Origin of the sequence: Scandinavium sp. UTDF21-P1B (assembly GCF_040750395.1) — a bacterium.
In the GTDB taxonomy this organism is placed as follows: domain Bacteria; phylum Pseudomonadota; class Gammaproteobacteria; order Enterobacterales; family Enterobacteriaceae; genus Scandinavium.
Genome location: NZ_JBFLVD010000012.1, coordinates 22,643 through 49,159, shown reverse-complemented (window position 1 = coordinate 49,159; position 26,517 = coordinate 22,643). Strand labels below are relative to the sequence as shown.

Annotated in this window: 19 protein-coding genes; 10 read left to right on the top strand and 9 right to left on the bottom strand. The window is 57.7% G+C overall.

The window, feature by feature from the left end; genetic code table 11:
* Positions 1–65: 65 nt before the first annotated feature.
* Positions 66–2,204: an anaerobic ribonucleoside-triphosphate reductase gene (gene nrdD, locus AB1287_RS08595; protein ID WP_435617530.1), complete on the bottom strand. Its 2,139-nt coding sequence runs from the start codon at positions 2,202–2,204 to the stop codon at positions 66–68.
* A 373-nt stretch (positions 2,205–2,577) separates the two neighbouring features.
* Entirely contained in the window at positions 2,578–3,321 is a 744-nt protein-coding gene (locus tag AB1287_RS08590) for a MurR/RpiR family transcriptional regulator (RefSeq protein WP_435617529.1), read from the bottom strand.
* A gap of 257 nt (positions 3,322–3,578) precedes the next feature.
* Between AB1287_RS08590 and AB1287_RS08585 the strand changes: the two genes are divergently transcribed.
* The 3 genes from AB1287_RS08585 (at position 3,579) to celB (ending at position 6,654) form a co-directional block, all read left to right on the top strand.
* On the top strand, positions 3,579–3,887 hold the full coding sequence (locus tag AB1287_RS08585) for a PTS sugar transporter subunit IIB (RefSeq protein ID WP_312629065.1): 309 nt from the start codon (positions 3,579–3,581) through the stop codon (positions 3,885–3,887).
* An 84-nt stretch (positions 3,888–3,971) separates the two neighbouring features.
* Positions 3,972–5,279, top strand: a complete 1,308-nt coding sequence (locus AB1287_RS08580) for a 6-phospho-beta-glucosidase (RefSeq protein WP_435617528.1) — start codon at positions 3,972–3,974, stop codon at positions 5,277–5,279.
* 22 nt (positions 5,280–5,301) lie between these two features.
* Positions 5,302–6,654: a PTS cellobiose transporter subunit IIC gene (gene celB / locus AB1287_RS08575; protein ID WP_312629063.1), complete on the top strand. Its 1,353-nt coding sequence runs from the start codon at positions 5,302–5,304 to the stop codon at positions 6,652–6,654.
* Between the two features lie 114 nt (positions 6,655–6,768).
* Here celB and treC read toward each other — a convergent pair whose 3' ends face one another.
* From treC to treR, 3 genes are all read right to left on the bottom strand, one after another.
* Positions 6,769–8,427 carry an alpha,alpha-phosphotrehalase gene (gene treC, locus AB1287_RS08570; RefSeq protein ID WP_435617527.1) on the bottom strand — a complete coding sequence of 553 codons (1,659 nt, stop codon included), beginning with the start codon at positions 8,425–8,427 and terminating at the stop codon, positions 6,769–6,771.
* 50 nt (positions 8,428–8,477) lie between these two features.
* A complete protein-coding gene (gene treB / locus AB1287_RS08565) occupies positions 8,478–9,896 on the bottom strand; it encodes a PTS trehalose transporter subunit IIBC (RefSeq protein WP_312629144.1) in 1,419 nt (472 codons plus the stop codon).
* Positions 9,897–10,031: 135 nt separating this feature from the next.
* The gene (treR, locus tag AB1287_RS08560; protein ID WP_435617526.1) at positions 10,032–10,979 is read right to left on the bottom strand and encodes a trehalose operon repressor TreR; all 948 of its coding nucleotides are present in this window, start codon (positions 10,977–10,979) and stop codon (positions 10,032–10,034) included.
* 189 nt (positions 10,980–11,168) lie between these two features.
* Here treR and mgtL point away from each other — a divergent pair, with 189 nt between their 5' ends.
* From mgtL to mtgA, 5 genes are all read left to right on the top strand, one after another.
* Entirely contained in the window at positions 11,169–11,222 is a 54-nt protein-coding gene (mgtL, locus tag AB1287_RS08555) for a mgtA regulatory leader peptide MgtL (RefSeq protein ID WP_409438261.1), read from the top strand.
* A 154-nt stretch (positions 11,223–11,376) separates the two neighbouring features.
* Positions 11,377–14,085 carry a magnesium-translocating P-type ATPase gene (gene mgtA / locus AB1287_RS08550; protein WP_312629059.1) on the top strand — a complete coding sequence of 903 codons (2,709 nt, stop codon included), beginning with the start codon at positions 11,377–11,379 and terminating at the stop codon, positions 14,083–14,085.
* A 145-nt stretch (positions 14,086–14,230) separates the two neighbouring features.
* Positions 14,231–16,558 carry an aerobic respiration two-component sensor histidine kinase ArcB gene (gene arcB, locus AB1287_RS08545; RefSeq protein ID WP_312629058.1) on the top strand — a complete coding sequence of 776 codons (2,328 nt, stop codon included), beginning with the start codon at positions 14,231–14,233 and terminating at the stop codon, positions 16,556–16,558.
* Positions 16,559–16,793: 235 nt separating this feature from the next.
* Positions 16,794–17,447 carry an isoprenoid biosynthesis glyoxalase ElbB gene (gene elbB / locus AB1287_RS08540; RefSeq protein WP_312629057.1) on the top strand — a complete coding sequence of 218 codons (654 nt, stop codon included), beginning with the start codon at positions 16,794–16,796 and terminating at the stop codon, positions 17,445–17,447.
* Complete coding sequence (gene mtgA, locus AB1287_RS08535) at positions 17,444–18,169, top strand: monofunctional biosynthetic peptidoglycan transglycosylase (RefSeq protein WP_435617525.1); 726 nt, start codon at positions 17,444–17,446, stop codon at positions 18,167–18,169. Before elbB ends, mtgA begins: the two co-directional genes overlap by 4 nt.
* Before the next feature lie 40 nt (positions 18,170–18,209).
* Here mtgA and AB1287_RS08530 read toward each other — a convergent pair whose 3' ends face one another.
* The 4 genes from AB1287_RS08530 to pepA all read right to left on the bottom strand — a co-directional run bounded on the left by AB1287_RS08530 (position 18,210) and on the right by pepA (position 23,760).
* Positions 18,210–18,713 carry a GNAT family N-acetyltransferase gene (locus AB1287_RS08530; protein ID WP_435617524.1) on the bottom strand — a complete coding sequence of 168 codons (504 nt, stop codon included), beginning with the start codon at positions 18,711–18,713 and terminating at the stop codon, positions 18,210–18,212.
* Between the two features lie 120 nt (positions 18,714–18,833).
* Complete coding sequence (locus tag AB1287_RS08525; RefSeq protein WP_435617523.1) at positions 18,834–21,689, bottom strand: valine--tRNA ligase; 2,856 nt, start codon at positions 21,687–21,689, stop codon at positions 18,834–18,836.
* Positions 21,689–22,132, bottom strand: coding sequence for a DNA polymerase III subunit chi (holC, locus tag AB1287_RS08520; RefSeq protein ID WP_312629362.1), 444 nt, complete (start codon positions 22,130–22,132; stop codon positions 21,689–21,691). Before holC ends, AB1287_RS08525 begins: the two co-directional genes overlap by 1 nt.
* Before the next feature lie 116 nt (positions 22,133–22,248).
* Positions 22,249–23,760, bottom strand: coding sequence for a leucyl aminopeptidase (pepA, locus tag AB1287_RS08515; RefSeq protein WP_435617522.1), 1,512 nt, complete (start codon positions 23,758–23,760; stop codon positions 22,249–22,251).
* 392 nt (positions 23,761–24,152) lie between these two features.
* On the opposite strand from pepA, the gene lptF reads away from it, so the two are divergent.
* A complete protein-coding gene (gene lptF, locus AB1287_RS08510) occupies positions 24,153–25,253 on the top strand; it encodes an LPS export ABC transporter permease LptF (protein ID WP_312629364.1) in 1,101 nt (366 codons plus the stop codon).
* The gene (lptG, locus tag AB1287_RS08505; RefSeq protein WP_312629365.1) at positions 25,253–26,335 is read left to right on the top strand and encodes an LPS export ABC transporter permease LptG; all 1,083 of its coding nucleotides are present in this window, start codon (positions 25,253–25,255) and stop codon (positions 26,333–26,335) included. The genes lptF and lptG overlap by 1 nt, the downstream gene beginning before the upstream one ends.
* The last annotated feature ends 182 nt before the right edge of the window (positions 26,336–26,517 follow it).

The following is a 26,517-nucleotide window of genomic DNA, read 5'->3' as shown; positions in this document are numbered from 1 at the left end:
ACAATGAATGGCGGAACTGGAGGCCCGGTAAGCGCAGCGCCACCGGGCAGTAACGTGGCAGAGGCTTAACCGATTTGCCCGTTCCCCAGATGCTTCACGCGGCGCTTCACTTCTTCCTGTTTGCCAGCGTTAAACGGACGGGCATCCGGGCTGCCTAAATAGCCGCACACGCGGCGGGTGACCGAGACGCGAGCCGCATCGTGGTTGCCGCATTTCGGGCAGGTAAAGCCTTTGCTGGTGCATTCGAACTCGCCGGTGAAGCCGCACTCGTAGCACTCGTCGATTGGCGTGTTGGTGCCGTAGTACGGCACGTGCTGATAGCTGTAGTCCCACACGTCTTCCAGCGCCTTCAGGTTGTGCTGAATGTTCGGGTACTCGCCGTAGCAGATGAAGCCGCCGTTGGCGATCGGCGGGTAGGCCGCTTCGAAGTCGAGCTTATCGTACGGGTTCACCTTTTTCTCCACGTCGAGGTGGAAACTATTGGTGTAGTAGCCTTTATCCGTTACGCCGTTCACCAGGCCGAACTGTGCGGTGTCGAGGCGGCAGAAGCGATCGCACAGGTTTTCGCTTGGCGTGCTGTAGAGGCTGAAGCCGTAGCCGGTCTCATCCTTCCAGAGATCAACCGCGTCACGCAGGTGCTGCACGATGGCAACGCCTTTTGCACGCAGCGCTTCGCTGTCGTACATGTGCGTTTCACCACACAGAGCGTTAATGGTCTCGTGGATGCCGATATAGCCCAGCGAAATGGACGCGCGACCGTTTTTGAAGATTTCAGACACGTCGTCATCGGCCTTCAGACGCACGCCGCAGGCGCCTTCCATATACAGAATCGGTGCCACACGCGCCTTCACGCCTTCCAGACGGGCGATGCGGGTCATCAGCGCTTTACGTGCCAGCTGCAAACGTTCGTCCAGCAGCGTCCAGAAGGCGGCTTCGTCGCCCTTAGCTTCCAGCGCGATACGCGGCAGATTGAGGCTGATAACGCCGATGTTGTTGCGGCCATCGTGGACTTCTTCGCCGTTTTCATTTTCCCACACGCCGAGGAAGCTGCGGCAGCCCATCGGGGTTTTGAACGAACCGGTGACTTTTACCACCTGGTCGTAGTTCAGGATGTCCGGATACATACGCTTGCTCGCGCACTCCAGCGCTAGCTGCTTGATATCATAGTTGGCATCGCCAGCCTTGTGGTTCAGGCCATCGCGAATGGCAAAGACCAGCTTCGGGAACACGGCGGTTTTGCGGTTTTTACCCAGACCCGCGATGCGGTTGCGCAGAATCGACTGCTGGATCAAGCGCGATTCCCAGCTGGTGCCCAGACCAAACCCAAAGGTGACGAACGGCGTCTGGCCGTTGGCGGTGTGCAGCGTGTTGACCTCATATTCCAGTGACTGGAACGCGTCATAGCACTCTTTCCCGGTGCGGGAATGGGCGTAGCCTTCCGCATCCGGAATCTGCCACTCTTCCGCCGTTTTGCGGTGCTTGGCGAAGCTTGCAGTGACAAACGGGGCCAGCACTTCATCAATGCGGTTGATGGTGGTTCCGCCATAGATATGGCTCGCTACCTGAGCAATGATCTGCGCGGTGACCGCCGTTGCGGTAGAGATAGATTTCGGCGGCTCGATCTCCGCGTTGCCCATCTTGAAGCCCTGGGTCAGCATGCCTTTAAGATCGATAAGCATGCAGTTGAACATCGGGAAGAACGGCGAATAGTCGAGGTCGTGATAGTGGATTTCACCGCGCTCGTGCGCCTGTACCACATCGTACGGCAGCAGATGCTGGCGCGCGTAATGTTTGGCGACGATGCCTGCCAGCAGGTCGCGCTGGGTTGGGATCACTTTACTGTCTTTGTTGGCATTCTCGTTGAGCAGCGCGGAGTTGGTCTGCTCAACCAGACCGCGAATTTCCTGATTCAGACGACCGCGCTTCTCGCGCTGTACGTCACGGTCATGGCGATACTCAATATAAGCACGCGCCAGCTGTTTATGTGGGCCAGACATCAGCTGGTTTTCCACCGCCGTCTGGATCTCACTGATATCAACCTGGTCGCGGCCCTGCATCTGCTGGCTGACGACTTCTGCGACGGTGGCGCAATAGTCTGCGTCATCGACTCCCGCTGCTTTGGCCGCACGCAGGATAGCTTCCTGGATGCGCGCTGAGTTGAAAGGCGCTTTACAGCCGTCTCGTTTCATCACATGCGGTGTCATGATCACTCCATAATTAAAAGAACAGGTTATCCACAGAGGGGGAAAGCTGACTGAAAGCGCAATTGGGCTTATTCGCCAATCACTTCCTTCAGTCCCGGCCCTTTTTATCCACAAATCTCATCGCCTGGCTTGTGTGGCCATTGATGTGAGAATAGACGATTAATACAATATGTAGGGCCGGGGTGCATTCTAAGTTCTATATATAGTGATTTGCATCAAACATGTTTGCGATTTTTTTGATTCAGAACAAAGTAAAAATGGGACAGCGCAGCAGACGGGCAGTGCGTATTAAAATGAAATTTCCGGGAAGGTGAGGTGGGTAAAAAAGCCGCAAAATCAGCTGGTCACGGCACGAGCAGCGCCGTGATGAGGATCACGCATTGAGGGTATCGTTAAGTAAATCCACCAACATCAGCAGCGCATAGCGGGCAGCCTGCGGCGAAGAGGAAAGCGGCAGCACTTCCGCCGCCATGTTGCTAAGTGTGTGATTTTCAGGCGTGAGGGCAAAAATGGTTGCGCCCTGCATGCGGGCTTGCAGCGTCGCTCCCTGGAGCAGGTTGTCCGCCTGGCCGGTGGCGAGCACCAGCAGCAGATGATCGTCGCTCAACGTGCTGGCAATCATCCGCATCAGGTTACCATCCTGGCAAAGATTAAGCGCAATGCCGAGCGGCAGCAGCTGATGCTGTAACAGGGTCGCCAGCGGCACGTCCTGCTCTCCCAGCGCAAAACAGTGCACGGCACGAGCCGTTTGCAGGCGTGATTTCAGCTTATCGAGGGCGCTTTCGCTGGTGTGCTCCAGCTGATGCGTCAGCGTCAGGTTTACGGCGTCGAAGCGATCGCGCCAGGCGGCGGGTAACGCGGCGCTGTGGCCTGATACCCAGGTTGAGCGGCGCTCGCTTGCCTGGGCCAGCTGTTTACGCAGATCGCGAATGTCGTCGCAGCCCACCGAGCGGGCAAAGCGGGTGATCGTGGCCGGGCTGACGCCCGCTTTCGCCGCCAGTTCGTCAATCGAGGCGCTGGCGGTAAAGCTCAGATTTTCCAGAATAAACGTTGCCACCCGGGATTCCTGGGTGCTGAAACGGCTCATTCCGTCCTTCAGTTGGCCAACGATGTCCATCCGGTTCGGTCCTTTGCGTGATGTCACGGTTTGAAAATATTTTTCACTTATGGCTGACTCACTTTATACCACTGATTGCTGATGTCGCCTACATTTCTGCTTGAACTCTGTACCGTAAGGGCGCAACTATTGGCTGAAAGTTATGCATCGATCACACTCATGAAAATAAATTTCATATAGCCTTCTCCATTACATAATCTTAACAATATAGTCGTGCGGGTCGGAAGCGATCGCATGCATCACTAAAGGGGAACGTCATGCAACGAATCGTTTTATGCTGCGCTGCGGGGATGTCGACCAGCATGTTGGTCAACAAAATGAAGGCGGAAGCGCAGCAGCGCGCGCTGGATCTGGATATTTACGCCGTGCCCGTCGCCGAGTTCGAACGCGAGCTGCCGGGCGCGGACGTGGTACTGCTTGGCCCCCAGGTCAAATATGAAGTTGCCCGTCTCTCGGCGATTGCCGAACCGCAGGGCAAAGCCGTGGCGGTGATCGACATGGCCGACTACGGCCTGATGCGCGGCGCAGCGGTGCTGGATAAAGCGCTGGCGCTCATCGCTCACTGATTTTCCTTTTTCTAATCTGATCGGCACTTCCGCGTGACGCTTATGTTTACGCGCGGGCTTCCCTGTGCCGAAAACGAGGTCATCATGCAGGCATTAAAAATTGCCGTTATCGGCGGCGGCAGCAGCTACACACCGGAGCTGATCGAGGGGATTATCCTGCGCTACGAGCAGCTTCCGGTGACGGAGCTGGCGCTGGTGGACGTGGAGTCCGGTCGTGAGAAGGTGGAGATTATCGCCGCGCTGACCGGGCGTATGCTCAAACACAAAGGGCTGGAGCACGTGAAAGTGAGCGTCCACTTCACCCTTGATGATGCGATTCGCGGCGCAAGCTTTGTGCTCACCCAGCTGCGCGTCGGGCAGCTGGCAGCCCGTGCCCAGGATGAACGTCTGGGCCTCAAATACAACCTGCTGGGGCAGGAAACCACCGGCGTTGGCGGTTTCGCTAAGGCGTTGCGCACCATTCCGGTGATCCTCGAGGTGGCGCGTAAGGTCGAGAAGCTGGCGCCGGACGCCTTCATTCTTAACTTCACCAACCCGGCGGGCATCGTGACCGAAGCGGTCAGCCGCTACAGCAAGGCGAAGATAATCGGCCTGTGTAACGTGCCTATCAATATGCAGCACATGATTGGCAAAATGCTCGATGCCGATGAAGCCACGCTCAACCTGCGCTTTGCCGGGCTGAACCACATGGTGTGGATCCACAAGGTGATGCACAACAGTAAGGATGTCACCGCAGACGTCATTGAGATGCTCTGCGACGGCAGCGCGCTTTCAATGAACAATATTAAGGAGCTGCCATGGCCTGCTGATTTCCTGCGCGCGCTGAAGGCCATTCCTTGCCCGTATCATCGCTATTTCTGGCTGACGCCCGCGATGCTGGCCGATGAAATTGAAGCGGCTAAAAGCAAGGGCACCCGCGCCGAGCAGGTGATGAAAGTGGAGCAGGAATTGTTTGAGCTCTATGCCAGCCCCGGCCTCGACGAAAAGCCGGAACAGCTGAGCTTCCGCGGCGGCGCGTACTATTCCGAAGTGGCGGTGGAGCTGATCAACGCCATTCACAACAATCTCGGTAAAGAGATGGTGGTGAATACCCGTAACAACGGCGCTATTCACGGACTGGACGACGATGCGGTGGTGGAAACCAACAGCATTATCGATGCGCAGGGGGCGCGTCCGCTGGCTTTCGGGCCGCTGCCGCCCGCGATGAACGGCCTCACCCAGCAGGTGAAAGCATTCGAGCATTTAACCATCGAGGCCGCCGTTCACGGCTGTCGGGAAAGCGCGCTGCTGGCGCTGGTGACCAACCCGCTGGTGGGGAACGTCACCGACGCGCAGGCGCTGCTGGACGAAGTGTTAACCCTGAATCGTCAGTGGTTACCGCAGTTTAACTGAACCTTTAAGACGGGATATAACCATGTCAAAAACAACGTTAATTGAACGCTATGTCATGCCCGTCGCGCTGAAAATCGCCGGGCAGAAGCACGTGCTGTCGGTGCGTGACGGCATCATTCTCAATATGCCGTTTATGCTGATAGGCTCGTTTTTCCTGATTTTTGCTTACCTGCCGGTGCCGGGCTACGCCGATATGATGAGCCACCTGTTCGGTGACGTCTGGCGGGACAAAATGCTCTATCCGGTCAAGGCGACCTACGACATCATGGCGCTGATTTCGAGCTTCGGGATTGCCTACCGCCTCGCGGAAAAATACCGCACGCTTGATCCGCTCACCGCCGGGGCGATGTCGCTGGTGGCCTTTGTTATGACCATTCCGCAGAACACGCTGTTCACCCCGGTTCACGGCGCAGCGGAGGTGGTGAAAGGCGTGCTCCCGATTAACTTTGTCGGCAGCCAGGGGCTGTTTGTGGCGATTGTGATTTCGTTGCTTTCTACCGAGATTTACCGCTTTGTCGCCAGCCGCAATCTGGTGATCCGCATGCCGGACGGCGTGCCGCCTGCGGTGGCGAAATCGTTCCTCGCGCTGGTGCCGGGCTTTTGCGTGCTGGCGGTGGTACTGGCGCTGCGTCTGGCGGTAGAAGCCTCCCCGTTCGGCGACATTAACAGCATGATCGCCACGCTTATCGGCATTCCGATGCACCACGTCGGCGGCACGCTGCCGGGGATGATTATCTCGGTTATCCTGATTGGCGTTCTGTGGACGCTTGGCCTGCACGGCGATGCCATCGTGCTGGTGTTTATTCAGCCGGTATGGCTGTCGAATATGGCGGAAAACCTGACCGCGTTCCAGAACGGCCAGCCTGTTCCGCACATTATCACCCAGCAGTTCTATGATTTGTGGATCGCACCGGGCGGTACCGGAGCGCTGCTCGGGTTAGTGATTTTTATGGTGCTGAGAAGCCGCAGCGCACAGATGAAGCAGCTCGGTAAAATCGCCGCGCCTGCCGCACTGTTTAACATCAGCGAGCCGATGGTGTTCGGTATTCCGCTGGTGATGAACCCGTACTTCTTCCTGCCGTTTATCCTGACGCCGGTGCTGCTGGTGATTGTCAGCTACACCGCGATGGCGACCGGGCTGGTGGCTCCACCTGCGGGGATTGCGCTGCCGTTCACCACGCCGATTTTCATCAGCGGCTATCTGGCCACCGGCGGGCACGTTTCCGGTACGGTGCTCCAGGCGGTGAACCTCGGGATTTCGCTGGTGATTTACTATCCCTTCTTCCGCGCCTGGGATCGCCTGAAGGCGAAGGAAGAGCATGCGTCACAACAGAAAGAGAGCGCCGTGGCGGTGGATGGGGTGCCAAACGCCTGATTGTTGATGAGAAGAGAAGCGCCGGGTGGCGGCATGCGCCTTACCCGGCCTACGGGATGACTGTGTTTCGCCATGTATGCGTAGGCCGGGCAAACGCAGTGCCGCCCGGCAATACTACGGCTTCTGAATCCACCACACCGCTTCAAACGGGCGCAGCGTCATCGCGCCCGGTTTGTTTTGCGGCTGAGGATAGTTGCTTATCGCCACTTCCCACTCTCCCGCCATCGTCTCAAGCTCGCAGTGCTGTTCGTCGCGGCTGAGGTTGGCGACAACCAGCAGCGTTTGCCCCTGCCATTCGCGGCGGTAGCACCACAGCGACGGATGCTCCGGCAGCAGATCCTGATAGTTCCCCCACGTCAGCAGCGGCTCTTCTTTACGCAGGGCGATGAGCTTCTGATAGGCATAAAACACTGAATTCGAATCTTTGAGCGCCGCGTGCGCGTTGATCTCCGCTACGTTATCGGCGAGGTTGATCCACGGCCTGCCGGTGGTGAAGCCACCGTGTTCCTCGCTATTCCACTGCATCGGCGTGCGGCTGTTGTCGCGGGATTTACTGGCGAGGATCGCCAACAGTTCGTCGGCATCGCGGCCCTGAGCGCGGAGTTCGGCATACATATTGTGGCTTTCCACGTCGCGATACTCGCGGATAGTCGAGAAGTGCGGATTGGTCATGCCGATCTCTTCGCCCTGGTAGATGTACGGCGTGCCCTGCATGCCGTGGAGCACCATTGCCAGCATTTTCGCCGCCGGGACGCGATATTCTCCTTCATCGCCAAAGCGTGAAACGATGCGAGGCTGATCGTGGTTACACCAGAAAAGCGCGTTCCATGCGACGTTGTGCATGCCCTGCTGCCAGTGGCTGAACAGCGCCTTTAACGCCACGTAATCCGGCAACGCCTGCGTCCACTTTTCGCCGCCTGGATAATCCACCTTCAGGTGGTGGAAGTTGAAGGTCATCGACAGCTCGTTGCCGTCGAGCGAGGCGTATTGCTGACAGTGGTCGAGCGTAGTGGAAGACATTTCGCCGACGGTCATTAAATCGCGCGGGGTGAACACGTCGCGGCTCATTTCCTGCAGGAACTCATGCACGCGTGGGCCGTCGGTGTAGAAGCTTCGCCCGTCGCCGACCGGGTCGCCCGGGAACGCCTGATCTTTGGAAATCAGATTGATCACGTCGAGACGCAGGCCGTCCACGCTGCGATCGGACCAGAACTCACAAACCTTTTTCAGCTCAGCACGAACCAGCGGGTTTTCCCAGTTCAGGTCCGCCTGCTCGGTGGCGAACAGATGCAGATAGTACTGCTCGCTTTCGGCGTGCCACTGCCAGGCGTTGCCGCCGAACTTCGAGCGCCAGTTGTTCGGCAGCTCGCCAGATTTGCCGTCTCGCCAGATATAGAACTGACGGTAAGGGCTTTGTGGATTCAGGGATTCGCGGAACCACGGATGCTGCGTGGAGGTGTGGTTGAGCACCATGTCCAGCACGATGCGGATGCCACGGGATTTCGCTTCGGCCACCAGCTCATCGAAATCCTCAAGCGTGCCGTAGGCCTGGTCAATGGCGGTGTAGTTTGCCACGTCGTAGCCGTTATCCACCTGTGGTGAAACGTAGAACGGGGTCAACCAGATGGCGTCAATACCGAGGGTTTTCAGGTAGTCGAGGCGCAGGGTAACGCCGCGTAAATCGCCGGTGCCGCTGCCGGTGGTGTCCTGAAAGCTTTTTGGGTAAATCTGGTAGATGGTGCCGTTTTGCCACCACTGAGGAAGGTTGTTCATAAGGCTTTCCTGGTCAAATGAGGAAGGGGCGCAAGTGCGCCCCGAAAAAGTCAGACAATCTGTAACGCGCCCTGGCGGAACTTACGCTGGTACATCACGGTGGTGAGGATAATCGGCACAATCACCGCAATCGCCATCGCGAGGGCATAAACGGCCCAGAACTTCGGCTGGATGGAGAGGATGCCCGGCAGGCCGCCGACGCCAATCCCGTTGGCCATCACGCCGTTCAGGCCGCAGAGCAGGCCCGCCAGGCCGGAGCCAATCATCGCGCAGAGCATCGGGAAGCGGTACTTCAGGTTGATGCCGTACATCGCCGGTTCGGTCACGCCGAGGTAGGCGGAGATGGCAGCAGGCACTGAAATTTCACGCTCGTTGTGTTTGCGGCTGCAGATAATGATGCCGACAACCGCAGACGCCTGAGCAATATTAGACAGCGCAATCAGCGGCCATACCGGGGTGCCGCCCATGCTTTGAATCATCTGCATGTCGATGGCAAGCGTGGTCTGGTGGACGCCTGTGATAACCAACGGCGCATACAGGAAGCCAAACAGCGCCGCCCCAATCGGCGCGAAGCTGCCGGTCATCAGGTGGCGTACCGCGAAGGCAACGCCATCGCCAATCCAGCGGCCAAACGGGCCGATAAAGGCGTGGGCGAGGAACACGGCCAGGATCAGCGAGCAGACCGGCACAATCACCAGGTAGAGATAATCCGGCACGATGCGCTTCAGGCGCGTTTCGATAAAGCCGAGCGCCAGGCCTGCCAGCAGCGCCGGGATCACCTGCGCCTGATAGCCGACTTTCTCAATGGCGAACAGGCCGAAGTTCCACACTTCCGGAATCTTGCTGCCGAGCTCGTAGGCGTTCATCAGCTGCGGAGAGACCAGCGTTACGCCGAGCACAATGCCGAGGATTGGCGTACCGCCCATCTTCTTCACCGCAGACCAGCAGATGCCGACCGGCAGATAGAAGAAGATGGCTTCGCCAATCAGCCACAGGAAGTCGTACAGCGTTTTCAGGCCCGGGTACATCTGCGCCAGGGTCTGGCCGTTGCTCATCGGCACGTCGCCGATGACGTTACGGAAGCCGAGGATCAGGCCGCCGCTGATCAGCGCGGGCAGCAGCGGGAAGAAGATTTCCGCGAAGTGGGAGATCATCTGCTCGTGCCATTTCATGTTCTGGCGTGCGGCAAGCTTAGCCTGCTCTTTATCGGCGGAAGCCTGCCCGGTGGTGGTCAGCAGCAGCTTGTACCAGTCACCCACGTCGGTGCCGATCACCACCTGGAACTGCCCGGCGTTGGTGAAGCAGCCTTTCACCATCGACAGATCTTCAATGGCCTTCGGATCGGCCTTTGCCGGATCGTTCAGCACGAAGCGCAGGCGGGTCAGGCAGTGGCTGACGGTGGCGATGTTATCGCGCCCGCCAACCAGCACGATCAGTTTGTCGATGTCCTGTTGATTAACTTTGCTCATCATGAAGCCTCATGACTGTAGAAGAAAGGGAGTGTATTGACTGGCTGCAAGAGTATCCGCTTCGCTGAAAATCGAAAATGGGAACGTTCCCGAAATTGGGTGAGGATCACAATAATTCGGTTTTGCGCGTAGCCGTCAGGCGAGGGAGGCAGGGATGATCAGCTGCTGGGGTGCGATACGGCCATTGATCTGCTCGATCAACTGATGTGCGGCCTGGCGGCCCGCTTCACCGTAGCCCGGATCGACGGTGACAATCTCCGGATGCAGGAATTTCATCAGCGGGGTGTTGCCGACGCTCGCCAGCTGTAGCGTGTCGTTGCGCTGTTCCTGGAGGTATTTGCTGGCGCCGAGGGCGAGGGTATCGGTGGCGCAAACCAGCGCGGTAGTCTCTTCATGGGTGACGCTGCTGACGGCGTCATAACCCTGCTTCATCGCCAGGCCCGGGAGGGCGGCAACAGGGTGGATTTTGTGTTTTTTACAGAAGGCGAGATACGCGTTGTGGCGGCGTTTGCCGGTGGTCACGTCGCTGTGCGGTACGCCCAGATAGCTGATATGGCGGTGGCCTTTGTCGTACAGGCGCTGCATCAGCAGGGTAATGGCACCCTCATCGTCGTAACAGACGGAAGCGATATCTTTGGCATCGCGGGCGAGCATCACCAGCGTTTCGCGCCAGGGCTTTAGCATCGCCTGGGTGATGCCCGTAAAGCCGAACAGCACCACGCCGTCGATATTGCGGCGGCGCAGCATGCCGAGGTGTTCTTCCACCTTTTCTGGCGAAAACTGGCTTTCCATCATGATCGGGTCGTAACCCTGTTCGTAGAACGCCGGGAGCATGGTCTGCACTGCGAGGTTTTCCGACAGCGAATCCAGGCGGCTCATAATGATCGCCACCACCTTATCGCTCTGGCCGCGCATGGCGCGCGCCGAACGGGAAGGGGAGAAGTCATGCTGATTCATCACCGCTTCGACCCGCTCACGGGTGCGCTGGCTGACGCCGCTTTCATTGTTCAGCACGCGGGAAACCGTCGATTTCCCGACGCCGCTTAAGCGCGCAATATCTTTGATGGTCAGCCGGTTTTGCATCCTTTTTTCCCGTGTCAGCGAAGCGATTTGAAGAAAGAGCGTAATCGTACTCAATGAAACTTCAATGAGTAAAGTCTGGTATACGCGCCGTTTAGCTATGCGCGCCTATAATAATCGGCATTATCGCTACGCATTGTAAGGTTTAAGAGGTATAGTGCGCAGCGTTTCTTTTCACTTACCGGAGGCTGTATGGATCCCGATCCCACGTCCCATCATCGATGGAGCATGATCTTTTCCCGGTAAGCCAGTCTTTCGCTGCCTTACCGGATAATGCGTGAGGCAGTGACGTCATTTCTCAGATGTCCCTGTTTTAACTAAAAAAGTACCATCAGGTGCGGCCTCGTTGCGCCTGACAGTTACCCGCGATCGCCGAACGGCGAGCGCGAAGGGGCTTATTATGCTGAAAAACATTACCCGGCAGCTGATCGCACAGCTCAGCCGCCATCTGCCACATCGTCTGGTCAGCCGCGATCCGCTGCCGGATGCAAAAAACCTGGCCGCTGCGCCGATTCCGGACTCTCTTAGCAAGCAGTGTCTGAACGTCGCGGCGATGGATGAAAACGAAATCTGGCGGGCGTTCAGCAGCCACCCGGAAGGGCTGAACGAGCAGGAAGTTGAAGATGCGCGCGAACAGCACGGCAGCAACGTTATTCCTGCGCAGAAGCCATCGCCATGGTGGGTGCACCTGTGGCTCTGCTACCGTAACCCGTTCAACATTCTGCTGACCATTCTCGGCGTGATCTCCTACTCCACGGAAGATCTGTTTGCCGCGGGCGTTATCGGCCTGATGGTGATGATCTCCACGCTGCTGAACTTCATTCAGGAAGCGCGATCCACCAAAGCCGCCGATGCGCTGAAGGCGATGGTGAGCAACACCGCGACGGTGCTGCGCGTGGTGAACGAGCTGGGGGAAAGCCGCTGGCTGGAGATCCCTATCGATCAGCTGGTGCAGGGCGATATCGTTAAGCTTTCGGCCGGTGACATGATCCCGGCGGATCTGCGCGTGTTTCAGGCGCGCGATCTGTTTGTCGCGCAGGCTTCGCTGACCGGCGAATCGCTGCCGGTGGAGAAAGTGGCGCGCAGCCGTGACCCGCAGCAAAACAATCCGCTGGAAGCCGATACCCTCTGCTTTATGGGCACCAACGTGGTGAGCGGTTCGGCGCAGGCGATCGTCTTTGCAACCGGCGGCAATACCTGGTTTGGTCAGCTGGCGGGGCGCGTCAGCGAACAGGAAAGCGAGCCGAATGCGTTCCAGAAAGGCATCAGCCGCGTCAGTATGCTGCTGATCCGTTTTATGCTGGTGATGGCGCCGGTGGTGCTGTTGATTAACGGCTACACCAAAGGCGACTGGTGGGAAGCGGCGCTGTTTGCGCTCTCCGTGGCCGTGGGCCTGACCCCGGAAATGCTGCCGATGATCGTCACCTCGACGCTGGCGCGCGGGGCGGTGAAGCTGTCGAAGCAGAAGGTCATTGTGAAACACCTCGACGCGATTCAGAACTTTGGCGCGATGGACATCCTCTGCACCGATAAAACCGGCACCCTGACGCAGGACAAAATCGTGCTGGAAAACCATACCGATGTGTCCGGCAAAACCAGCGAACTGGTGCTGCACAGCGCCTGGCTCAACAGCCACTACCAGACCGGGCTGAAAAACCTGCTCGACGTGGCGGTGCTGGAAGGCGTGGAGCAGGAGTCAGCCCGCAGCCTGTCCGAGCGCTGGCAGAAAATCGATGAAATCCCGTTTGATTTCGAACGCCGCCGGATGTCAGTGGTGGTGTCCGAGCAGGACGACGTGCACCAGCTGATCTGCAAAGGCGCGTTACAGGAGATCCTCAACGTTTCCACTCAGGTGCGTTACAACGGCGAGATTGTCCCGCTCGATGACACCATGCTGCGTCGTATTCGCCGCGTAACGGATACCCTGAACCGTCAAGGGCTGCGCGTGGTGGCGGTGGCGACGAAATATCTGCCCGCCAGAGCTGGCGACTATCAGCGTGCTGATGAATCCGATCTGATCCTCGAAGGCTACATCGCGTTCCTCGATCCACCGAAAGAGACCACCGCACCGGCGCTGAAAGCGCTGAAGGCCAGCGGCATCACCGTGAAAATCCTCACCGGCGACAGCGAGCTGGTGGCGGCAAAAGTGTGCCACGAAGTCGGCCTGGAAGTGGGCGATGTGGTGGTGGGCAGCAGCATTGACGAGATGGGCGACGACGAGCTGGCGGCGCTGGCAAAGCGCACTACGCTGTTTGCCCGCCTGACGCCGATGCACAAAGAGCGTATCGTCACGCTGCTCAAGCGTGAAGGACACGTGGTCGGCTTTATGGGCGACGGTATCAACGACGCCCCGGCGCTGCGTGCGGCAGATATCGGTATTTCCGTGGACGGCGCGGTGGATATCGCCCGTGAAGCGGCGGATATCATCCTGCTGGAAAAAAGCCTGATGGTGCTGGAGGAGGGGGTTATTGAAGGCCGCCGGACCTTCGCCAACATGCTGAAATACATCAAAATGACCGCGAGCTCTAACTTCGGTAACGTCTTCAGCGTGCTGGTGGCAAGCGCCTTCCTGCCGTTCCTGCCGATGTTGCCGCTGCACTTGCTGATTCAGAACCTGCTGTACGATGTATCCCAGGTGGCAATCCCGTTCGATAACGTTGACGAGGAGCAAATCCAGAAGCCACAGCGCTGGAACCCGGCAGATTTGGGGCGCTTTATGGTGTTCTTCGGACCGATCAGTTCGATTTTCGACATCCTGACCTTCTGCCTGATGTGGTTTGTGTTCCACGCCAATACGCCTGAGCACCAGACGCTGTTCCAGTCCGGCTGGTTCGTGGTGGGCCTGCTGTCGCAGACGCTGATCGTACATATGATCCGCACCCGCCGCATTCCGTTTATTCAGAGCCGGGCCGCGTGGCCGCTGATTGTGATGACGCTGCTGGTGATGGTGGTCGGGATCGCGCTGCCGTTCAGCCCGCTGGCAGTCTATCTGTCGCTGACGCCGCTGCCGCTTTCCTACTTCCCGTGGCTGGTGGCGATTCTGGTGGGCTACATGACCCTGACGCAGTTGGTGAAAGGGGTCTACAGCCGTCGCTACGGCTGGCAGTAATCGTCTGACGCAACGCCCCTTTTCCGGCAAGAAAGGGGCGTTTTTACCTTCCTGATGCCAATCATTACCGCATTTTTCGCACAACCTTCAACGCGTTGCTCAGAATTGGGTATTATTGAGCGACGTTGTGGTGAAGGAAATCCCTATGAAGCAAATCCGAATGCTTGCGCAGTACTATGTCGATCTGATGATGAAGCTCGGCCTGGTGCGCTTCTCAATGCTGCTGGCTCTGGCGCTGGTGGTGCTGGCCATCGTGGTACAGATGGCGGTCACCATGGTGCTGCATGGTCAGGTCGAAAGTATCGACGTTATCCGCTCTATCTTCTTCGGGTTGCTGATTACGCCCTGGGCGGTTTATTTCCTCTCGGTGGTGGTGGAACAGCTGGAGGAGTCGCGTCAGCGCCTGTCGAAGCTTGTCGATAAGCTTGAGGAGATGCGTGACCGCGACCTGAAGCTTAACGTACAGCTGAAGGACAACATCGCTCAGCTTAACCAGGAAATCAGCGACCGCGTAAAAGCGGAGGCCGAGCGCCAGAGCACGCTGGAGCAGCTGAAAATCGAGATGAAAGAGCGCGAACAGACGCAGATCCAGCTCGAGCAGCAATCCTCTTTCCTGCGCTCCTTCCTTGATGCCTCGCCGGACCTCGTGTTCTACCGCAACGAAGATAAAGAGTTCTCCGGCTGCAACCGCGCCATGGAGCTGCTGACCGGCAAAAGCGAAAAGCAGCTGATTCACCTGAAGCCAGCGGATGTCTACTCCCCGGACGCGGCGGCAAAAGTCATTGAAACCGATGAGAAAGTCTTCCGCCACAACGTTTCTCTGACCTATGAGCAGTGGCTCGACTACCCGGACGGGCGCAAGGCCTGCTTCGAAATCCGTAAAGTGCCGTACTATGACCGCGTCGGGAAGCGTCATGGCCTGATGGGCTTTGGCCGCGATATCACCGAGCGCAAGCGCTACCAGGATGCGCTCGAACGCGCCAGCCGCGACAAAACCACGTTTATCTCCACCATCAGCCACGAACTGCGTACGCCGTTGAACGGCATCGTCGGCCTGAGCCGCATTCTGCTGGATACCGAGCTCACCACCGAGCAGGAAAAATACCTGAAAACCATTCATGTTTCGGCGGTGACGCTCGGCAATATCTTCAACGATATTATTGACATGGATAAGATGGAGCGCCGGAAGGTGCAGCTGGATAACCAGCCGGTCGATTTCACCAGCTTCCTGGCCGACCTGGAGAACCTCTCCGGTTTGCAGGCTCAGCAAAAAGGGCTGCGTTTCGTGATGGATCCGACGCTGCCGCTGCCGCATAAGGTCATCACTGACGGCACGCGCCTGCGGCAAATTCTGTGGAACCTCATCAGCAACGCGGTGAAGTTTACCCAGCAGGGCAACGTTTCGGTGCGGGTGCGCTATGACGAAGGCGACATGCTGCATTTCGAAGTGCAGGACTCCGGCATCGGGATCCCGCAGGAGGAGCAGGACAAGATTTTCGCCATGTATTATCAGGTGAAGGACAGTCAGGGCGGGAAGCCTGCTACCGGCACCGGTATTGGTCTGGCGGTATCGCGCCGCCTGGCGAAAAGCATGGGCGGTGATATTACGGTCGCAAGCCTTCCGGGCAGCGGTTCAACCTTTACCCTGACGGTTCATGCGCCGGCGGTGGCGGAGGAAGTCGAGGACGCGTTCAGCGACGACGATATGCCGCTTCCGGCGCTGCATGTGCTGCTGGTGGAAGACATTGAGCTTAACGTGATTGTGGCGCGCTCGGTGCTGGAGAAACTCGGCAACAGCGTTGACGTGGCGATGACCGGAAAGGCCGCACTGGAGATGTTCACCCCGGGCGAATACGACCTGGTGCTGCTGGATATTCAGCTGCCGGACATGACCGGCCTGGATATCTCCCGCGAGCTGAAGCAGCGCTACCATGCCGATGAGCTGCCGCCGCTGGTCGCGCTGACCGCGAACGTGCTGAAAGACAAAAAAGAGTACCTGGATGCGGGCATGGATGATGTCCTGAGCAAACCGCTCTCCGTGCCGGCATTGACGGCGATGATCCAGAAATTCTGGGATACCCCTGACGACGAGGAGAACCACGTGACCGCAAGCGACAGCAGTAAATCAAGCAACGTGCTGGATACCGACATGCTTCAGCAGTACATCGAACTGGTGGGGCCAAAGCTGATTACCGACGGTCTGGCCGTGTTCGAGAAAATGATGCCGGGCTACCTGGCGGTGCTGGAATCTAACCTGACCGCTCGCGACCAGAAGGGCATTGTCGAAGAGGGGCACAAAATCAAAGGCGCGGCGGGCTCTATTGGCCTGCGCCATATTCAGCAGCTGGGGCAGCAGATCCAGACGCCCGATCTTCCTGCGTGGTGGGACAACGTGGGGGAATGGGTTGAAGAGATGAAAGCCGAATGGCAACAGGATGTGGCAGCCCTGAAAGCGTGGGTGGCCAGCCGATAAAAATGACCCCGGTCAAGCCGGGGTGCGCGAATACTGCGCCAACACCAGGGAAATCGTGGCTGCGCCTTAGCGTTGATATCGTTGTTGACTGGCACTGCCTGAAAACGGGGTTGTACGCTCATTAAGATAGCAAAACTTATAATATTTGTTACGTAAATCAGTAAAATGTGTGAAGCATAGCGGTTAAATCAAAATAATTGATGGGCTTCATACGGTTGCAACAAGGAAACGCGTTATGAAAAAAATTGGCGTCGTGCTGAGCGGCTGTGGTGTCTATGACGGCAGTGAAATCCATGAAGCGGTGCTGACCCTGCTGGCGATTGCCCGCAGCGGCGCTAAGGCGGTCTGTTTTGCGCCTGATAAAGCCCAGTCGGACGTGATTAATCATTTGTCTGGTGAATCGATGGCGCCCGAACGCAACGTGCTGATTGAAGCCGCGCGTATTGCCCGCGGTGAGATTCAGCCGCTGTCGATGGCAGATGCACGCGAGCTGGACGCGCTGATTGTGCCCGGCGGTTTCGGTGCGGCGAAAAACCTGAGCAATTTTGCCGTGCAGGGAAGCCAGTGCAGTGTCGATCCGGAGCTGAAGGCGCTGTCGCAGGCGCTGCATCAGGCCGGTAAGCCACTCGGTTTTATGTGTATCGCCCCGGCGATGCTGCCCGCGATTTTCGACTTCCCGCTGCGCATCACTATCGGAACTGACATAGACACCGCTGAAGTGCTGGAAGAGATGGGCGCAGAGCACGTGCCTTGCCCGGTGGATGATATCGTCGTGGACGAAGAGAACAAAGTGGTGACAACGCCTGCCTACATGCTGGCGCAAAATATCGCTGAGGCCGCGACGGGCATCGAGAAGCTGGTCGCGCGCGTACTGGTGCTGTGCGAATGAGATCACGTCGTTCACCTCTCTCCTGGCTGAAACGCATTGCGCTGCGGGTGCTGCTGGTGCTTGTCGTTTTCTGGGGCGGCGGAATAGCGCTGTTCAGCGTGCTACCCGTCCCGTTTTCGGCGGTGATGGTTGAGCGTCAGCTGGGCGCCATCTTTAGCGGCAACTTCCACTATCTGGCCCATTCCGACTGGGTCAGCATGGATGAGATGACGCCGTGGATGGGGCTGGCGGTGATTGCGGCAGAAGATCAGAAATTCCCCGATCACTGGGGGTTTGACGTGTCGGCGATAGAAAAGGCGCTGGCGCACAACGAACGCAACGAGAACCGCATTCGCGGTGCCTCAACGCTCTCGCAGCAAACCGCCAAAAATCTGTTTTTGTGGGATGGAAGAAGCTGGCTGCGTAAAGGGCTGGAGGCCGGGCTGACGGTGGGGATTGAAACCGTCTGGAGCAAGAAACGCATCCTGACCGTTTACCTCAATATCGCTGAATTTGGCGAAGGCGTGTTCGGCGTGGAAGCCGCTTCGCAGCGCTATTTCCACAAGCCTGCGAGCAAGCTGACGATGTCTGAAGCCGCGCTGCTGGCCGCCGTATTGCCGAATCCGCTCAAGTTTCGGGCTGATGCGCCTTCCGGCTACATCCGCAGCCGTCAGGCGTGGATCCTGCGCCAGATGCGCCAGCTTGGTGGGGAAGGGTTTATGCGGGAGCACAAGCTGTACTGACTTTTGCCCGCGCGAACGGCGGCAGGCAAAGTGGATGAAATCAAAGCACCTTCAGCATCCGCACTTCGCAATCCACATGGCCCGTGCAGCCGAGCGGGCCGTCGATATGCTCAAAGCCTAAATGCTCATACAGTGCGATGGCCTCTTTCAAAAAGGCCGTGGTTTCCAGATAGCAGCGCGTAAATCCCTGACTACGCGCATGATCCATCGCCATCAGCGCCAGCTTCTTCGCCATGCCTTTGCCCCGCGCCGTGGGCAGAAAATACATTTTTTGCAGCTCGCAGATATCCGTATCGCTGCATTTCAGCGGCGCTACGCCGCCGCCGCCCACGATCTTCCCGCCTTGCTCGATAACCCAATAGGCATGCCCCGGCTGGCTGTAGAGCTGATACAGCTCGTCCAGGTTCGGGTCGGCCACGGTGTAGCCTTTGTCGGCAGTAAGTCCGTATTCGGCAGAAACCTGGCGGATGACCGAAGCGACGGCAGAATTATCCTGCTCAGCAATCCGGCGCAGCGTGAGGGCGGCGGGGGTCATAACATTCATAGCATTACTCGTGGCGATATGTGACAGATAGTGCAGTTAATAGCACCGCAGAAAAATGAGTGCAAGCGAGGAGTTTTCAGGAAGAAAACCCCTTACGCGGGCGCGTAAGGGGTTGAGGGATTACAGCGCGGCGATCACGGCCTGCTGTTCAATCAGCTTCGCTTTCGCTTCGGCGTAGCCGTCGAGTTTCTCACGCTCTTTGGCAATCACCGCTTCCGGTGCGCGTGCCACAAAGCCTTCGTTCGACAGTTTGCTTTCGATGCGGCTGATTTCGCCTTCGATCTTAGCGACTTCTTTCGCCAGACGCGCCAGCTCATCTTCTTTGTTGATGAGGCCAGCCATCGGGATCAGCAGCTCTGCGCCGTCGATGATTTTGGTCACGGAAACCGGGCCTTTGTCATCCGCAGGCAGAATGGTGATGCTTTCCAGACGCGCCATGGACTGCAGGAAGCTCTGGTTATCGGTCACGCGACGCACGGCATCGGCGCTGCAGCCACGAAGCAGCAGCTCCAGCGGTTTGCCCGGCGCGATGTTCATTTCCGCGCGGATGTTACGTACGGCAACGATCGCCTGCTTCAGCCATTCGGTATCGGCCAGCGCGGCTTCATCAACCTGAGCGGCATCGAACGCCGGGAACGGCTGCAGCATGATGGTGTCGGCGGTGTTGCCGCAAAGCAGCTTCACGCGCTGCCAGATTTCTTCAGTGATGAATGGAATGATTGGGTGCGCCAGGCGCAGCAGGCCTTCCAGCACGGTCACCAGCGTGTTGCGGGTGCCGCGCAGTTCTGCTTCAGAGCCCCCGGTCATCACCGGCTTGGTCAGCTCCAGATACCAGTCACAGAACTGGTTCCAGGTGAACTCATACAGGATGCCCGCGGCGATATCAAAGCGGAAGTTATCCAGCGCTTCGCGGTACGCTTTCACGGTCTGGTTGAATTCCGCGAGGATCCAGCGATCGGCCAGCGACAGTACTTTTTCGCCGCCGTTGAAGCCGCAATCCTGATCTTCGGTGTTCATCAGCACGAAGCGGCTGGCGTTCCACAGCTTGTTACAGAAGTTGCGGTAGCCCTCCAGGCGCTTCATGTCCCAGTTGATGTCGCGGCCGGTTGAGGCGAGCGCGGCCAGGGTGAAGCGCAGGGCGTCGGTGCCGTGCGGCTCGATGCCGTCCGGGAACTGCTTCTCGGTGCGCTTGCGGATTTTTTCCGCCAGCTGCGGCTGCATCATGTTGCCGGTACGTTTCTCCAGCAGGTCAGCCAGAGAAATACCGTCGACCATATCCAGCGGGTCAATGACGTTACCTTTGGATTTGGACATCTTCTGGCCTTCGTCATCGCGGATCAGGCCGGTCATGTAGATGGTCTTGAACGGGATCTGCGGCTTGCCGTCTTCATCTTTGATGAAGTGCATGGTCATCATGATCATGCGGGCGATCCAGAAGAAGATAATGTCGAAGCCGGAGACCATCACGCTGGTTGGGTGGAACTGACGCAGCGCGTCGGTGTTTTCCGGCCAGCCGAGGGTCGAGAACGTCCACAGCGCGGAGGAGAACCAGGTGTCGAGCACGTCTTCGTCCTGACGCAGCGCGACGTCTGCGCTCAGGTTGTTTTCGCTGCGCACTTCTTCTTCGGTGCGGCCAACGTAGACGTTGCCTTCGTTGTCATACCACGCCGGGATACGGTGACCCCACCACAGCTGACGGGAGATACACCAGTCCTGAATGTCGCGCATCCAGGAGAAGTACATGTTTTCGTACTGCTTCGGCACGAACTGGATGTCGCCGTTTTCTACCGCTTCTACGGCAGGCTTCGCCAGCACGTCGGCACGCACGTACCACTGGTCGGTCAGCATTGGCTCAATAACCACGCCGCCACGGTCGCCGTACGGCACGGTCAGATCGTGAGGTTTGATTTCGTCCAGCAGGCCCAGGGCATCAACGGCGGCAACGATGGCTTTACGCGCGGCAAAACGCTCCAGCTTCTGGAATTCCGCCGGGATGTCGCTGGAATAAACGTCGGACTCTTCGCCTTTGGTATCGAACACCTGCGCGCTTTCGCGGATATCGCCGTCGAAGGTCAGGATGTTGATCATTGGCAGCGCGTGACGCTTACCGACTTCGTAGTCGTTAAAGTCGTGTGCCGGGGTGATTTTCACGCAGCCGGTGCCTTTTTCCATGTCGGCGTGTTCGTCACCAACAATGGGAATGCGGCGGTTAACCAGCGGCAGCACCAGGAATTTGCCAATCAGATCTTTGTAACGCGGATCTTCAGGGTTTACGGCTACGCCGGTGTCACCGAGCACGGTTTCCGGACGAGTGGTGGCAACCACGAGGTAATCTTTACCGTCTGCAGTTTTCACACCGTCTGCCAGCGGATAGCGGATGTGCCACATCGAGCCCTTCGACTCGCGGTTTTCCACTTCGAGGTCAGAAATCGCGGTGCGCAGTTTCGGGTCCCAGTTGACCAGGCGCTTGCCGCGGTAGATCAGATCTTCTTTGTACAGGCGAACGAAGACTTCTTTCACGGCATTGGAAAGGCCTTCGTCCATGGTGAAACGCTCGCGCTCCCAGTCTACGGAGTTGCCGAGACGGCGCATCTGGCGGGTAATGGTACCGCCGGATTCGGCCTTCCACTGCCAGATTTTGTCGATAAAGGCATCGCGACCGTAGTCGTGGCGGGTTTTCCCTTCTTCAGCGGCAATCTTACGCTCCACCACCATCTGGGTTGCGATACCCGCGTGGTCGGTACCGGCCTGCCACAGGGTGTTTTTGCCCTGCATGCGCTGGTAGCGGATCATGGTGTCCATGATGGTTTGCTGGAAGGCATGACCCATATGCAAACTGCCGGTGACGTTCGGCGGCGGGATCATGATGCAGAAGGACTCTTTGCTTTCATCGCCGTTCGGCTTGAAATAGCCCTGCTTTTCCCAGTGCTCGTAAAGCGGCTGTTCGATATCTTGGGGGTTGTATGTCTTTTCCATTATTTCCAGGTTGCCGTATTCAGGTTAAAACCAGCCATGCGGTACGCTTTGTAGCGGTCACGCGCCAGTTGTTTTAAGGAATCTTCGTGTGGGACGAAGTCTATCACTTCTGTGAAAGCGGTGGCAAAATCTGCAAAGCCCACGCGCAGGCTGATTAACAGGTCCCGCGGGCTGCTGTTGCGCTTTTGCGGCCAGGCGATTTCCACCGGCGCACCGCCGCGTGGGCCTTCGCCCGACAGGTTATGCGGCACAAAGCTTTCCGGCGGCCGCGACCACAGCGCCTCGTCCAGGCGAATGGCCTGCTTCTCATCTTCACAGGCGATCAGAATGCGTTTTCCCGCTCGCCACCGATCCGCCGCCAGTTCACACACCAGCTGCTCTACGGCGCTTAAGCCGTCGGCGGTGTTGTCGTTGTCGAGCAGGTAGAACGTCGCATTCTTCATAATATGGGGCTTCTTTGCGTGGTTTTAAACGTAAAGCCGGGTGGCATGAATGCTTACCCGGCCTACGAAAAGCATGTAGGCCCGGCAAGCGAAGCGCCGCCGGGCATTAAAAACAACTACTCTTCGCCGGAAAAACCGGCGCGGTTCAGCAGGAACTGAGACAGCAGGGCAACCGGACGACCGGTGGCGCCTTTGGCCTTGCCGGAGCGCCATGCGGTACCGGCGATGTCCAGATGCGCCCAGTTATACTTGCGGGTGAAGCGCGACAGGAAGCAGCCTGCGGTGATGGCACCTCCAGGGCGGCCACCGATGTTCGCCATATCCGCAAAGTTGCTTTCCAGCTGTTCCTGATACTCATCACCCAGCGGCAGACGCCACGCGCGGTCACCGGCCTGTTCGGACGCGCCGATAAGCTCATGCGCCAGCGGGTTGTGGTTCGACATCAGCCCGGTGATGTGATGGCCCAGGGCAATCACACAGGCGCCGGTGAGCGTTGCCACGTCGATAACCGCTTCAGGTTCGAAGCGCTCCACGTAGGTCAGCACGTCGCACAGCACCAGACGGCCTTCGGCATCCGTATTCAGTACTTCAACGGTCTGGCCGGACATGGTCGTCAGCACGTCGCCCGGGCGATACGCGCGCCCGCCAGGCATATTTTCACAGCCCGCCAGAATGCCGACAACGTTCAGCGGCAGCTGAAGCTCTGCCACCATGCGCATTACGCCGTAGACCGCCGCCGCGCCGCACATGTCGTACTTCATTTCGTCCATGCCTTCGGCAGGCTTGATGGAGATGCCGCCGGAGTCAAACGTCAGGCCTTTACCGACCAGCACGATCGGACGCGCATCTTCGGACGGATTGCCTTTGTATTCAATGACCGACATCAGGGACTCATTCTGTGACCCGTTGCCGACCGCCAGATACGAGTGCATGCCCAGCTCTTTCATCTGCTGTTCGCCGATAACGCGGGTGATGACGTTCTTGCTGTAAGAGTCAGCCAGCTGGCGCGCCTGAGAAGCGAGATATGCGGCGTTACAGATGTTCGGCGGCATATTACCGAGGTCTTTCGCCGCTTTGATACCTGAGGCAATCGCCAGACCGTGCTGAATGGCGCGCTCGCCGCTGGTCAGTTCACGGCGGGTGGGTACGTTGAACACCATTTTACGCAGCGGGCGACGCGGTTCGCTCTTGTTGGTTTTCAACTGATCGAAGCTGTACAGCGTCTCTTTCGCCGTCTCAACCGCCTGGCGCACTTTCCAGTAGTTGTTGCGGCCTTTGACGTGCAGTTCGGTCAGGAAGCAGACCGCTTCCATCGAGCCGGTGTCATTCAGCGTATTGATGGTTTTCTGGATAACTTGCTTATACTGACGCTCATCAAGCTCGCGTTCTTTGCCGCAGCCAATCAGCAGAATGCGCTCGGAGAGCACGTTCGGCACGTGGTGCAGCAGCAGGGTCTGGCCTGGTTTGCCTTCAAGCTCGCCACGGCGCAGCAGGGCGCTGATATAGCCGTCGCTGATTTTATCGAGTTGTTCGGCGATCGGGGAGAGACGGCGTGGTTCAAAGACGCCAACAACGATACAGGCGCTCCGCTGTTTCTCCGGGCTGCCGCTTTTTACACTGAACTCCATGCACTACGCTCCTGAATCTTAAAGACAACGGCGGTGGCTACGGATAGAATTGCAAGCTTTCGTAACTCATGTCCGCTGTTGCGGTGACTTCGTGTTAATCTTAGCGATATCGCGATGTTGGCTCGTCAGAACCGGGTCTGAAACGTAAAGCCGCTGAGTCTTCTAATCTTAGCGATGTTTTCGACGACTCAAGAGAATAAATGACGTTTAAGCCATGAAACAAGCAATTTTCCAGCAACTGTGCTCTAAATTATTCGCGTTGCAGGAAGGCGGCAAGGCCGTGAATCCTCAGGAACATAGCTCACTATGTGACTGAGGTGAGCGGGTGCAGCCAACGCACCTGGAACGTGAAGAATGACGAGCAAAGACAGGTTTTAACGGGCGTATTTATAGTGATAATTATAAGATATCTGGTGCGGGAGACGCTGAAAAGCCAACTGGCGATCCTCTTCATCCTGCTTCTGATTTTTTTCTGTCAGAAACTGGTCAGGATCCTCGGCGCAGCGGTAGACGGTGACATCCCGACAAACCTCGTTCTGTCCCTGCTGGGACTCGGGGTGCCAGAAATGGCGCAACTTATTCTGCCCCTCAGTCTGTTCCTCGGCTTGTTGATGACGCTGGGCAAACTCTATACCGAGAGTGAAATCACGGTGATGCACGCGTGCGGCCTGAGTAAAGCCGTGCTGATCAAAGCCGCTATGATTCTGGCGCTGTTCACCGCCATCGTGGCTGCGGTCAACGTGATGTGGGCCGGGCCGTGGTCTTCGCGACATCAGGATGAAGTGCTGGCGGAAGCCAAAGCCAACCCGGGCATGGCGGCGTTAGCGCAGGGCCAGTTCACTCAGGCGACCAATGGCAACTCGGTGCTGTTTATCGAAAAAGTGAGCGGCACGCAATTCCATGATGTCTTCATGGCGCAAATTCGCACCAAAGGCAACGCGCGTCCGTCCGTGGTCGTCGCGGATTCCGGGCACCTCTCCCAGCAGAAAGATGGCTCACAGGTCGTAAATCTCAATACGGGCACCCGCTTTGAGGGCACCGCGATGCTGCGGGATTTCCGCATCACTGATTTCAAAGATTACCAGGCGATCATCGGGCACCAGACCGTTGCGCTGGATCCGGATGATACCGAGCAGATGGGTATGAGCGCCCTGTGGCATGCGGATTCACCGCAGGCCAGCGCCGAGCTGCACTGGCGTCTGACGCTGGTGGCGACGGTATTTATTATGGCGCTGATGGTCGTGCCGCTCAGCGTGGTGAACCCACGTCAGGGGCGCGTGCTGTCTATGTTGCCGGCCATGCTGCTGTATCTTGTCTTCTTCCTCGTGCAGACATCGCTGAAGTCTAACGGCGGCAAAGGCAAAATCGATCCGACGCTGTGGATGTGGGCTATTAACGTGCTCTATTTCGGGCTGGCAGTGTTGCTGAACATCTGGGATACGGTGCCAATGCGTCGTCTGCGTGCACGAATCGGCGGGAAAGGAGCGGTATAATGCAGCTATTTGGCGTTCTTGACCGCTATATCGGCAGAACCATCTTCACCACCATCATGATGACGCTGTTCATGCTGGTGTCCCTTTCGGGCATCATCAAGTTTGTCGACCAGCTGAAAAAAGCCGGGCAGGGGAGCTACGACGCGCTCGGTGCGGGTATGTATACCCTCCTCAGCGTACCGAAAGACATCCAAATTTTCTTCCCGATGGCGGCCCTGCTGGGCGCGCTGCTCGGGCTCGGCATGCTGGCGCAGCGAAGCGAGCTGGTGGTGATGCAGGCATCGGGCTTCACCCGTTTGCAGGTGGCGCTGTCGGTCATGAAAACCGCAATCCCGCTGGTATTGTTGACGATGGCTATCGGTGAGTGGGTGGCTCCGCAGGGCGAACAGATGGCGCGCAACCTGCGTGCGCAGGCGATGTATGGCGGTTCGCTGCTCTCTACCCAGCAGGGCATGTGGGCGAAAGACGGTAACAACTACATCTACATCGAACGCATCAAAGGTAACGATGAACTCGGTGGGATCAGTATTTACAGCTTTAACGACAACCGTCGTTTGCAGTCCGTACGCTACGCGGCTTCGGCTAAGTTTGACCAGGATGCCAAGGCCTGGAAGCTGTCGCAGGTAGATGAGTCTAACCTGAGCGACCCGAAACAGGTCACCGGTTCACAGACCGTCAGCGGCACCTGGAAAACCAACCTCACGCCGGACAAGCTGGGCGTGGTAGCGCTGGATCCGGATGCGCTGTCGATAAGCGGTCTGCATAACTACGTCAAATACCTCAAGTCCAGCGGCCAGGATGCGGGGCGCTACCAGCTGAATATGTGGAGCAAAGTGTTCCAGCCGCTGTCGGTGGCGGTGATGATGCTGATGGCGCTGTCCTTCATCTTTGGGCCACTGCGCAGCGTGCCTATGGGCGTACGCGTGGTGACAGGGATAAGCTTCGGCTTCGTGTTCTACGTGCTCGATCAGATCTTCGGCCCGCTGACGCTCGTTTATGGCATTCCACCGGTTGTCGGTGCCCTGCTGCCAAGCGCCAGCTTCTTCCTGATTAGCCTGTGGCTGATGATGAGGCGTAGCTAGCCTGTCGCTTTGCGTGATAAAAAAGCAGCCTGCGGGCTGCTTTTTTTATCTCCAAAGGGGTGAGATGGTCCCACTTCACCTTGTTTCCCAAAAGATAAAATAAAGTCGTCCGCTTCTGTTTTTTTTAAATAAAATAGACAAAATCTGAAATTTAAAAAATAGAGAAAAAATAAAATCTATTT

Excerpts from the sequence above, each read along its gene's own strand:
- lptG (WP_312629365.1), top strand. The coding sequence starts at position 25,253 with ATGCAGCTATTTGGCGTTCTTGACCGCTATATCGGCAGAACCATCTTC.
- AB1287_RS08585 (WP_312629065.1), top strand. The coding sequence starts at position 3,579 with ATGCAACGAATCGTTTTATGCTGCGCTGCGGGGATGTCGACCAGCATG.
- treR (WP_435617526.1), bottom strand. The coding sequence starts at position 10,979 with ATGCAAAACCGGCTGACCATCAAAGATATTGCGCGCTTAAGCGGCGTC.
- holC (WP_312629362.1), bottom strand. The coding sequence starts at position 22,132 with ATGAAGAATGCGACGTTCTACCTGCTCGACAACGACAACACCGCCGAC.
- nrdD (WP_435617530.1), bottom strand. The coding sequence starts at position 2,204 with ATGACACCGCATGTGATGAAACGAGACGGCTGTAAAGCGCCTTTCAAC.
- mtgA (WP_435617525.1), top strand. The coding sequence starts at position 17,444 with ATGAGATCACGTCGTTCACCTCTCTCCTGGCTGAAACGCATTGCGCTG.
- treC (WP_435617527.1), bottom strand. The coding sequence starts at position 8,427 with ATGAACAACCTTCCTCAGTGGTGGCAAAACGGCACCATCTACCAGATT.
- AB1287_RS08580 (WP_435617528.1), top strand. The coding sequence starts at position 3,972 with ATGCAGGCATTAAAAATTGCCGTTATCGGCGGCGGCAGCAGCTACACA.
- celB (WP_312629063.1), top strand. The coding sequence starts at position 5,302 with ATGTCAAAAACAACGTTAATTGAACGCTATGTCATGCCCGTCGCGCTG.
- arcB (WP_312629058.1), top strand. The coding sequence starts at position 14,231 with ATGAAGCAAATCCGAATGCTTGCGCAGTACTATGTCGATCTGATGATG.
- elbB (WP_312629057.1), top strand. The coding sequence starts at position 16,794 with ATGAAAAAAATTGGCGTCGTGCTGAGCGGCTGTGGTGTCTATGACGGC.
- pepA (WP_435617522.1), bottom strand. The coding sequence starts at position 23,760 with ATGGAGTTCAGTGTAAAAAGCGGCAGCCCGGAGAAACAGCGGAGCGCC.
- AB1287_RS08590 (WP_435617529.1), bottom strand. The coding sequence starts at position 3,321 with ATGGACATCGTTGGCCAACTGAAGGACGGAATGAGCCGTTTCAGCACC.
- AB1287_RS08525 (WP_435617523.1), bottom strand. The coding sequence starts at position 21,689 with ATGGAAAAGACATACAACCCCCAAGATATCGAACAGCCGCTTTACGAG.
- mgtA (WP_312629059.1), top strand. The coding sequence starts at position 11,377 with ATGCTGAAAAACATTACCCGGCAGCTGATCGCACAGCTCAGCCGCCAT.
- AB1287_RS08530 (WP_435617524.1), bottom strand. The coding sequence starts at position 18,713 with ATGAATGTTATGACCCCCGCCGCCCTCACGCTGCGCCGGATTGCTGAG.
- treB (WP_312629144.1), bottom strand. The coding sequence starts at position 9,896 with ATGAGCAAAGTTAATCAACAGGACATCGACAAACTGATCGTGCTGGTT.